The following is a 12,001-nucleotide window of genomic DNA, read 5'->3' on the forward strand; positions in this document are numbered from 1 at the left end:
CCAAATCGCTGGATGGTGAAACAGCCGGCGACAACGGCGGCTACGACCTGGCAAACGGTGGCCTGAAGCATGGCGAATGGCACCAGGGCCAGGCCTTGAACAACGGCACGTTGTCTTCCAGCGACCTGGACGACCGCATCCGCTTTACGGGTGTTGTTTCCGGTAGCACCATTGATGCTGGCAAAGGCTACGACATTGTGTACCTTGGTGGCCTGAAAGGCACCAACACCGTGACCGCCCAAGGCGGCACCGTAACGATAGAGCAGGTCACACCGGGTTCCACCGCCTATGCCATGACCACCACAGGCGGCAGCAATACCATTACCACCGATTCTGCCAACGTTATCCTGAGCGCTTCCGGCAACGCGGGTACAGCTATGTTTACCGAAAACGGCAGCAACACCGTAACCACAAAAAGCGGTGACATTTCCCTTACGGCCCATGCCGATGGCAATGCAGCCAGCTATGGCATGAACGCCGTTGCCGGCGGCACCAACACCCTGAACGCTGGTGGCGATGTAAACATAACCGCCACTTCCGGCAGCACTGCCACAGGTGGCACCAATGCTTATGGCATGCAGGCAGATGCGGGTGGAAAAAATGAAATTACCGGTGCAGACAACGTAACCATTATTGCCAGCAACCCCAACGCAAAGTTGGCTTCGGGCATGGTTGCCACAGGTGGTAGCACCAACAGCATTGCCAACACTTCCGGCAATGTGACTGTGCAAGGCGACACCTACGGCATGTATGCTGCGGGTGTGGGCAGCAGTAACATTATTGATAATGTAAAAGGCGATGTAACCGTTTCCAGCACAAACTATTCAGCCATGGGTGGTGAAAAGACATATGGCAGCAACACCATTGGCAATGTGGACGGGAATGTAAACGTTAATGCCGGCCCAGGCGTTGCCATGGCTGCCCTGGCGTTTTTTACCAACACCATTCATGATGTGAAGGGCGATGTAAACCTGACTGGTGGGGCAGGCATGTATGCGGACATGAAAGATGCCAAGAACGTCATTGATGGTGTGGGTGGCGATGTGACCATGAGCACCGTGAGCTACGGTATGTTTGCAGGGGGTGGCCTTGCTGCAAACGTTATACAAAATGTTGCTGGCAATGTTTCCATGGAAGCCACAGGCGCGCTCGGGTATGGTATTTATAGTCGTTCTTCAAACAACACCATAGCCAATGTGGGCGGCGATGTAAGCATAGCTGGCGGTGGCGCAGGTATTCTCAACGCCGGGCTCGTGCCTGCCCAGGTCCTCATCAGCAATGTTGCAGGCAATGTAGACGTAAAGGGGAGGATGGTTGTAGACAATACATCCACCACCATTATTGAAAATGTTGGTAAAAATGTCACCGTTGGTGGCATGCAGGCGCAAAATAAAGGGGGCAGCAACATTATTCGTGGTGTGGCTGGCGACGTAACCCTTGAAGGTGCCATGACTGCCTCTGGCTATACCCCCTCAAATGCCACGGGAAAGAACGAAATTACCGGCGTTGCAGGAAATGTGACGCTGAATGGCACTGCCGGGAAGAATACGGGTATGTCTGCCTCCGACTCCGGTCAGAATACCATTCAGGCAAAAGGCGATGTTACGGTGAATGTCCGGGTTTCTGATCAAGTGGCAACTGGCTTGAATGCCAGCAAGACAAACGCCTTCAGCCCCAATGCTAAAAATGAAATTACTAGTGGCGGGAATGTTCTCATTAATGTGGAAAGTACGTACAGCACCTATGGCAAAGCCTATGGCCTTACGGCAAATAGCGCTACCAGCAACGTGATTACTGCCGCCAAAGATATTACCATAAATGCGGTAAGTGCAGGCACCTTGGCCACTGGACTTGATGCAAGATTGGCCGGGGCTGTGAACACGCTGAAGGCCGGGGGCGATATAGCCGTTTCCGCCACAGGGGGCGGTGGCACGTCCACGGGCATGGCTGCCACCAACAGTGGCACCAACACCGTTACTGCCAAAGGCGATGTAACTATAGCCGCCACTGGGAATACGGCCTATGGCATGAACGCTGGTACAAGCGGGCAAAACACCATTACCGCGGACGGCACGGTGAATGTTGCTGTAACAGGCACAGGTTCCGGCACCAGCTATGGGGTGCAGGCCACAGGCGGTGGGAAAAATACCATTACTGCTGCGGATGTGAACGTAACCCTTACCACCACAAATGGTGGGTACTCTGCTGTCAACGCCGATGGTGGCAGCAACACCATTACAGCCAGCAACTCCGTTGTTCTGAAGTCCACAAGCACCGGCAGCAATGCAAGTGCCATGAATGCTGTGCATGGCGGCACAAACACGGTTACGGCTAAAGACGTCAGCCTGAGCGGCACAACCAGCAACAGCAACTCCATTGCCTACACCATGGCTGCGGGCGACGCTTCCAGCAACATTATTAATGCCGAAAATGTCAGCATTACGTCCATCAACAACACCACAAGCACCTATGGCAACAGCCTGGGTGCCTATGGTATTTACTCACGTGATGCTGGCACTACCAACACCATCAACGCCACTGGCGCGGTGAATGTGGAAGCCACAAGCAGCATTGGTGCTGGGTATGCCATGCGCGTTATTACTGGTGCAGCCAACACGATAAATGCCGAAACCGTGTCCCTAACCGCCACAGGTACAGGCAGCAGCGCCAGCGGGTACACCATGTTTGCCGACACGAACAACGCAACCAACACCATTAACGCCAACCATGTTTCCCTGGATGCCACATCCGCCAACGGCGGGGCATACGGCATGTATGCCATTAACAATGCTGTGAACACCATTAGTGGCATCGATAATTCCCACGGTCTGGAAGTGCGCATTACCGTGACCGCAGGAACAGGGCAAGAAGCGCTGGCCATGTATGCCAACTACGGTTCCACCAACCAGATTCTTGGCACGGACGCAGCCGACCATGTTTCCATTACCGGTGACTTCAAGGCAGAAAACGGTGGCCAAAACATCATCAGCACCGGCGCGGGCGACGACCACGTGGTGCTGGACGGCACTGTTACTTCAGGTGGCCTGACCCTGACCATGGGTGCTGGTTACGACGTGCTCAGCCTGAAGGCTGGCAGCTACCAGGAATTTGCCGACAGGTACGGCAACTGGTTGCAAGAGCTGGTAAACACAGGGCACGGCATTGAAGCCATTGAGGTGCTGTATAACAATAACTGGTCGGATACAGACAAAAACGACCTGCATAACTTCTTTGACTCCCTCAACTACGGGGGCACAGTGTTCTACCCGGTAGATATGACTGTTGGGGTGGAAGCCCACACCGACCTGGCCAACATCTACCACGAAGGCAACTACGACGGCTCATTACCCGGCGACGGGCACAGCGACCACACCTTTGCTTCCACCCTTGACGACCATGTGGACGTGCGCGGTAACGTAAGCCACACCGACCTGACCTTTGCAGGCGGCGGGCACGACACCCTGAATGTTGCGGGCACCCTGATTGATGCCCATGTAACCACTGAAAGCACCTACACAGGCACCCTGCATGTGGAAGCGGGTGCCCTGGACCACACCGGCATGACCCTTATGGGCGGCACCAACGAGGTGACCGTGCATGGTAGTGTAGACAACCTCTCCTTCTTGGTGCTGGGCGACGGCAACGATACCCTGAGCATTCAGGGTGACTTTACCGGGCAGGCCACCATGGGTGCTGGCAACGACTATGTGGTGCTGCACGGCAGTGCCCACGGCGGCATGGTAGATGGCGGCGCTGGCAACGACACTCTTATGGGTGATGGCGGCAACAACATTCTGGTGGGCGGTTCAGGCAGCGACGTGCTTACAGGCGGCGGTGGGGCCGACACCTTTGTATGGAAGGCAGGCGACCAGGGCACGGTGGATACCCCAAGCAAAGATGTTATTACCGACTTCAATATTCATGAAGGCGACAAACTGGATTTGAGCCAACTGCTTACCGATGAGGCCAAAGACGACATGGATAGCTACCTGAGCATTGTACGCACAGGCGGTAATACGGAACTGCGCATTAGTACTACTGGTGAAAGTGCTGCCGAACGCTTTGACCAGGTGATTGTGTTGCAGGATAATGAACTGACGGATGAACAGATTATGCAGCATGTGCTGTTAAACCAATAACAACACCCGGCAGGCATTGCTTGCCAAAATACAGTTGCCAAGTCGCCTCTCCCTTACTCAGGGAGAGGCGACTTTTTATTGTGGAAAAAATTTTACGGAGATTGGATTATGAAAATATATAGTATTTTTAGGTAAATTGAGATGAACGGAAGCATGTTGCAGCAACAAAATTCCCAGTGAGGACTCTTTTTGTACATTTGCTGGTTGCTAATTGTATAAAAGGATGTATACTATCTCTTAACTAACTCTCATCATTTGCATGGGGGTTGGTATTGTAGCTTCTGCAAACAGTGCAATAAAATTGAATTTTTTCATACAAGATAGGAGTTCCCAATGGTACAGCAATCTTCTTCTCAAAAAACAGGCGCAACGCCTATGGCTATAACAGCCCCGGCAGCAGGGGAAATGCTTGTGGTGCCCAGTGCAGGTAATGAAACCCTGCATTTTGAGTTCGACACAGCCACCAGTTCCTTCGTGCGTAGCGAAAATGACCTGGTTGTTACTGTTGAAGGAGGGGGCAAGGTAACCTTGGAGAACTTTTTTGCCGTTGGGGCAGAAGGAACCCTGCCAACCCTTGTACTTGCAGACGGCACAGTGGTGGCGGGTGCAGACTTTTTGCGTGCCCAGTCGCCTGACATGGACATAACCACCGCAGCCGGGCCAGCCCAGGCCAGCCCCACTTCCGGCCTTTCGGCCTATGACGACGCCGCAGGCTCCCTTATGGGCGGCACAGACCGCCTGGGTTCATTGGGTACAGACCAGTGGGGTGGCACCACAGGAAGCCAACAGGAAGCCAATACAGGTTTGATTACTCCTGCGGCGGCAGAAGCTGCCCCTGCCCCTACCCCTACCCCTGCCCCCACCCCTGGGCCTGTTCCCCCGGTAGACAACCGCATTGAATATAATACGCGCGGCGTTTTATATACCAAGGGCGGGGGAGAACGGCTGGAAATGTCCCTTTTAGACGGTAATGGCAATGCCATTTCGCCTGCGGGGCAGGCCCTTGGCCTTGAGTGGAAGTTGCCCGCAGGGGCTGGCCAATATTTTAATGACCCCGTGGTAGAAGGCGACAAACTGGTATTTACCCTTACCCAGGCGGGTAAAGACGCCCTGGCTGCCGGGGAAAATATTTACAACTACCTCACCATTACCACCGGGCAGGGCAATTATACCTTACAGCTTATTGCCGACCCCAAAGACATATTTGACTCTGGTCCAGAAGACACCAACACCGCCAACGGCGGCAAGCTGGCAGAGGGTGGCCTTATTCATGGTGAATGGCATGAAGGTGCTGGTTTTGAAGCGGATGTGAACCGCATAGACTCCAGCGGCCTTGGCGACACGGTGACCTTTACCCAGGGCATTAGCGCCAGCGGTGCAGGCAAAACCAACACCATTGGTACCCACACCATTGCAGGCAAAGAAGGTTCTGTAAGCATTGATTCCGGTGCAGCCGCAGCCGCCATGAGCGCAGTAAACGCTGGCACAAACCTCATTGACGGCAGCCAGCCCAGCCAAGGCACGGCAAGCGGCAAAACGACTGTAGAGCTGGCTTCCACCTCTGGCATGGGGGCGCAAGCGACTTCCGGTGGCAGCAATACCATTCAGGATGTCACCAGCATTACGGTACAAACCGCTGACAATGCCATGCACGCTGAAAGCGGCGGCAAGAATATTTTCCAGCGTGTTACAGATGCGGTGAAGCTGTTTGTTACAGGCGGTAGCGGCATGAATGCCGATGGTGCTGGTTCAGAAAACACCATCAGCGATGCAGGCTCTGTAGAAATCAACGCTTCCGGTGCTGGCATGGAAGCAACCAATGGGGCTGCCAACACCATTACCAGCCGGGGCGATGTGTCGGTAGAGGTAGCCGGGGCGAGTACCGCAGGCCTTTATGCCAATGCAGGCAGCAGCAACACCATTACTGCCCAAGGCACAGTGGATATTCATTCCACTGCTTCCAGCGCAACTGCCTATGGCAGCTATGCTGCTGGCGGCACCAATGAAATACGCGGCACCGAAGGGGCTTCTGTTTCTGCTACGAGCACTACTAACGCAGCCTATGGCCTTGCGGCAACAAGTGGCGGTAAAAATATCCTTGCCAGTGAAGATGAAACTTCTATTACCGCAACCAGCAATACAGGCATCGCATATGCAACATATGCCTACGGGGCCACAAACCAGGTTACGGGTGATAACGTTGCTATAACCGCTTCCAGCGGCAGCGGCACTGCTTTGGGCATGTATGCTGCTGGCAGTGGTAAAAACAGTGTGCAGAGCACTGGCGATGTGACCATTTTGGCTAACATGCAAGACACTGGCGCAGGTGGCTATACCGTTACAGGCGCAGGTTCAGGCTATGGCATTTACTCCGACAAAGGGGTGAACGAAGTACTTGCTGACGGTGTGGTCACCATAGCTGTTGGCAGTACCAAGGCTGGCGTAAGTGGCGCCACCCCGGCTAACGGTGTGTGTGTTGCCAACAGTGGCACTGCCAATGTAACTGCGCAGGACATTCATATTATTACCGATGCCATGAGCGGGGGTTCCTACGGTGCAGCTTCCTACGGAGCAGGGTCAACCATTAACCTGAAGGCCGCTGGTACGGTTTCCATTAATTCCACCACCCAGCAATCTTCTTTTGTGGGTACAGATAATCTGGTGTCCATTGGTGTGGTCAGCTACGATGGCTCTACAACTGATGTGAGTGGCAAAAATATCAGTATTCACGCCGCCATGACAGGGGCAGGCTCCAAAGGGAGTGCCAACGCCGTGTATGCCGGAAAAACAGGGGTGACTACCCTGCAAGGGGCAGACGGTGGCAGCAGCATTACACTTACTGCCGAAGGCCATACAGCTGTAGGGGTAATGGGCACACAGTCTGGCAAGGCAATTATTAACGGTGGCAGTGGCGACGACACAGTCACCATAAACGCTGTTTCCAGCGGGCAAACCGCATGGGGCCTGATTACCGATGGCAAGGGCTCGATTTTGATTGACGGCAAGGCAGGCAACAACTCCCTTTCCATTAATGCTGAAAACACTACCGCGAATACAGCCCAGGGCATGGGTGCCTATGTTGGCTCTATGGGCTGGAGTGGCACAACCCAGCAAACTGTGCAGCACATGGATACCGTGAATGTACAGGCTAAATCTGCTGGTGGTGAAGCCACGGCCCTGTTTGCCGCCGCTTCAAGCGGCATTACAGTGAAAGATGCTAACACAGCCCTGAACTTTACTGCCGGGGCAAGCACCACAGGCAGCGGCGCAGCCAATTCCCTGTGGGCAGATGCCGGCACAAACACCATTACTGGCAGTGACGGGGCAGACAGCTTTACTTTTTCTGCACAAACTCAGAACGGCGCGGCCACTGGCCTGAAAGCAACCCTGCACCAGGGCAATACCGGGTATAGCGGCGGTGTAAACACCATTACTGGCGGCGCGGGGAACGATACCCTGACCCTTACTGCCACTGCCACGGGCAGCGGCACAGCCACGGGCATGCAGGCCGTGGGGACCAGTTCTGCTGGCAATGCTTCGCGCAACACCATAACTGGTGTTGAAGATGTAACTGTTACTGCAAAAAGCACAAGCGGCTCTGCTTCTGGCCTTAATGCCACAAGTGGTGGTAAAAACGAGATTCTTGGTGCGGACACTGTAAATATCAATGCAACCAGCACTAGTGGCAGCGCAACAGGCCTGAGCGCTTCCGGCAGTGGTAAAAACGAAATTCTTAATGCCAATAATGTAGAAGTTACGGTTAAAGGCATTGAAGGAAGTTCTGGTTTATCTGCTTCTTATAGTACAAACCTGATTGAAGCTAAAAACGTTACGGTGAATGTTGATCAAACCGCAACAGGTGGATCAAGCAACACGGCTACAATCACCGGAATGAATAGTGCCAGCAATTATCTTAACCCCAACTACAAAAATGAAATTAAAGCTCAAGATATTGAGATAAAAGTCAACAGCCAGAACTACAATTACGCTGCTGTCGGCATAAACAGTGCAGGCGGGAAAAACATCATTACCGGTACTGGCGCGGCGGGTGATACAGACAAGCTTCTTCTTGAAGTAACCGGAAATTCTTCTACAAGCATGAGTCCCTCTATTGGCATGAAGGCTTCAGATAAGGGAGGCGTTAACACTATTCAAGGTGTTGAAGATGTTGCCATTGATGTTAAAGATAAAAGTAATGGTGGCGCTGTTGGTTTATATGCCAGCGCAACAGGGAAAAATGAAATTCTTGCTGCTGCAAGTGTTATTATAAAGGCTGAAGCAGAAGTGGGTCATACCCGTGGTATTTACAGCCTTGGCACTGGGAGCAGTAACGTTATTGCGGGTACTGACAAGGATACGGATACACTTGACATAACCGCTACTTTACACGGGGCAGGTTCGGTTTGGGGCGTGAATGCAGAAGGAGGTACAAACACTCTCCGTGATTTTGAAACTGTTACCATTACTACCAAGAGTGACTATACAGGAACAAACTTTGTGTCTTCGGGGCTGTACGCTCTTGCAGGCGGGAAGAACGAAATTCTTGACTCTAAAAACGTGAATATTTCTGTAGACGCTAATAATATTGCTTATGGAGTGCTTGCTTCTAATAGCACAAACACTATCAGCAATGCAGAAAACATAAATATTAGTGCTACAAGCGCAAAAACTACGGCAACAGGTATCAGTGCTGCTGGTGGTGCTACAAACTCGATTATTGGTGGGGCTGGTAACGCAGATAGACTTAATCTTACTGTTACAGGTGCTACCTCGGCAACGGGTCTGTCAGCCTCTGATAATGCGAGTCGTAACACTATCAGTGACATCGAAAATGTTACTATTACTGCAAAGAGCACAAGTGGCCCTGTCTATGGAGTTTTTGCTACAACCGGTGGTAAAAACGAAATTCTTGGTAGCGGCAAGGTGGATATAACCGCCAGTGGAGCAGGGTTAACATATGGTGCTTTCGCCAGTGCTACTGGTAGCAACATAATTACTGGAGACAGTGTTACCCTTTCTTCCAATAGCACAGGGAATACTGCCAGAGGTATTTCTGCCAATAGCACTGGATCTTCCAATACCATAACTGCTGGTGATGTCACTGTAAATGCGACCACAACAAAGGTTGGTAACTACGCTGCTCAGGCGATGGTTGCTGAATCTGGTGGCAAGAATACGATTACTTCAAGCGGCAACGTAGAACTGAACGCTACAGCCAATGAAGGCAATAGCTATGGTTTGTCTGCTACCAATGCTGGAAGTAGCAACGTTATCGATGCTACAGGCAATGTAGATGTCACCGTACAAGGAAAAGCATCTGCTTATGGCCTTTTTGCTACAATTGGTGCGACAAACACCATTACGGCGGGCGGAGATGTAAACATTGATTCCAGCGGTATTGGCATGTTTGCGACGAGTGGTGGAAAAACCAACGTTTCTGCTGGTGGAGATGTAAGCGTTTCAGGCTCTGGCCTGGGAATGTATGCAACTGGCGTTAATACCCTCAATACCATCAGTGGTGTGGGTGGCAATGTTTCCATTACGGGAGGCGCTGCTGCCATGCAAGTTGAAAACTCCGGTCAGAATATCATCGAAAAAGTTGCAGGAGATGTAACCGTTTCTTCCACAAAAGCACGTGGGTTGTATACCACTAGTGGTGGCCAGAATATTATCCGCGACGTAGCTGGCGATATTACTATACAATCGACGGTTACCAGCGGCATGGCTCATGCTATGACGGCCACCGGGGCGGGCTCACAAAATATTCTGGGGTCAACAGGTGGGGCTGTAAACATCACAGCTAACTCCACGGCCTCTGACGCTTACGCTGTAGATGCTTCAGACGGTGGTAAAAACATCATTACTGGAGAAAGCATTACTGTAACCGCTACGGGTGCAGGTGGAAGCGCCGGAATAATCACAACTGGCCTAAGCAGTGCTTCTAACACGCTCACGGCCAATGAAATTTCCGTAACCTCTCAGGGCGGCGGTTCTTCCACCTACGGTGTACGTGCGGATGGCGGTGGAACAAACACCTTGAACGCAAACAAGGTTACGATTGATGCATCCGGTACTGGCAATGCCTATGCCCTGCACGCCAACAACCCCAATAGCACCAACATCATTCAGGCTGCTCACGGTTCTGAAGGCATAGAAGTGCGTATTACCGTGGCTGGCGGGCAAGGGAAAGAAGCATTCGCCATGTATGCCGCAGGCACAAATGCTCGCAACCAGATTATTGGCACGGAACAGAGTGACTTTATCTCCATTAAAGGTGACATCAAGGCGCAAAGCGGCGGCAAAAACATCATTAGTACCGGGGCTGGCGAGGACCACGTGGTGCTGGATGGTACTGTTACCCTTGGTGGCCTCACCCTGGAAATGGGCGACGGGTATGACGTGCTCAGCCTGAAGGCAAAAGACTTTACCGAGTTTAAAGGCAGATACGAAACATGGTTGAACGAACTGAAGGCCACAGGGTATGCTACCCACAGCATTGAAGCCATTGAAGTGCTGTATAATGAAACATGGTCGGCTCAAGATAAAATCGACCTGCATAACTTCTTTGACTCCCTCAACTTCGGGGGGACAGTTCTCTACCCGGTAGATATGTCTGTTGGGACGGAAACACACGCCGACATGGCCAACATCTACCATGAAGGCAACTACGACGGCTCCACGGGCAGTGGCAACAGCGACCACACCTTTGCTTCCACCCGTGATGACCATGTGGACGTGCGCGGCGATGTAAGCCACACCGACCTGACCTTTGCAGGGGGCGGGCACGACACCCTGACCGTTGCAGGCAACCTGATTGATGCCCATGTAACCACTGAAAGCACCTACACAGGCACCCTGCATGTGGAAGCTGGCTCGCTGGAACACACCGACCTGAATCTTGCGGGCGGCACCAACGCTGTTACCCTGCACGGCAGTGTAGACAGCCTCTCCAGCCTGGTGCTTGGCGGTGGCAACGACACCCTGAGTATTGAAGGGAACTTCACCGGGCAGGCCACCATGGGAGCAGGCAACGACTATGTGGTGCTGCACGGCAGTGCCCATGGCGGCATGGTAGATGGCGGCGCGGGCAACGACACCCTTATTGGTGATGCTGGCAACAACATTCTTGTGGGCGGCGCTGGCTATGACGTGCTTACAGGCGGTACTGGGGCAGACACCTTTGTGTGGAAGGCAGGCGATGCAGGCACAGCAGGTGCCCCCGCCACCGACGTGGTAACCGACTTTAACATTGATGAAGGCGACAAGCTGGACCTGAGCGGCCTGCTGGGCGATGGTGCCAAAGATAACCTGGACAACTTCCTGAACGTGACCCATGAAAATGGCAACACCGTGCTGAACATAAGCACCAACGGGGAAAGTGCCGCAGGGCATTTTGACCAAGTGATTGTACTGGAAAACAGCACCATAACGGCAGAGCAGCTTATGCAGCAATTGCTGCTTAGCCAATAGGGCCAGACCCTTGCAGTAGCACCCTTTTGGGGTGTGCGCCCACTTCCCCTTGTTTGCAGGGGGAAGTGGGTTTTTTTTTGGGGCAAAAATACTCTTTGTTCAGGTGGAATAAAAGGCGTGAAAAGCTACCGGCACAGTGCAACAGTTGCCATTATAGCCGCAGGGAACGTGTTGAGGTTATGATTTTTTTGCACAAGGAAGGCTGCTTGTGGCCATTTTTAGCTTGCATTTTTTAAAATCTGTACTATTAATGTATATAGAAATGTAGCTGACTATGGGACATTAATACAATGCATGGGCATTGGCCTGATGCCCCTAATACATATATGGAGAATACCATGGCAACAACACAGAAAGAAAAAACTGCGGGCTCTTCCGAAATCACTATTATT

Annotated in this window: 2 protein-coding genes; both read left to right on the forward strand. The window is 52.4% G+C overall.

Annotated features, from left to right (window positions below; translation table 11 throughout):
* The coding region (locus G497_RS18035; RefSeq protein WP_034637815.1) for a beta strand repeat-containing protein at positions 1–4,139 on the forward strand (4,139 nt) is incomplete at its 5' end.
* Positions 4,140–4,472: 333 nt separating this feature from the next.
* A complete protein-coding gene (locus G497_RS0111895; RefSeq protein ID WP_027188308.1) occupies positions 4,473–11,609 on the forward strand; it encodes a type I secretion C-terminal target domain-containing protein in 7,137 nt (2,378 codons plus the stop codon).
* The last annotated feature ends 392 nt before the right edge of the window (positions 11,610–12,001 follow it).

The sequence above is a fragment of the Desulfovibrio cuneatus DSM 11391 genome (assembly GCF_000430005.1).
Taxonomy (GTDB): Bacteria; Desulfobacterota; Desulfovibrionia; order Desulfovibrionales; family Desulfovibrionaceae; genus Frigididesulfovibrio; species Frigididesulfovibrio cuneatus.

Bases quoted from the DNA above. Each gene is read 5' to 3' on its own strand.
- G497_RS0111895 (WP_027188308.1), top strand. From the start codon at position 4,473: ATGGTACAGCAATCTTCTTCTCAAAAAACAGGCGCAACGCCTATGGCT.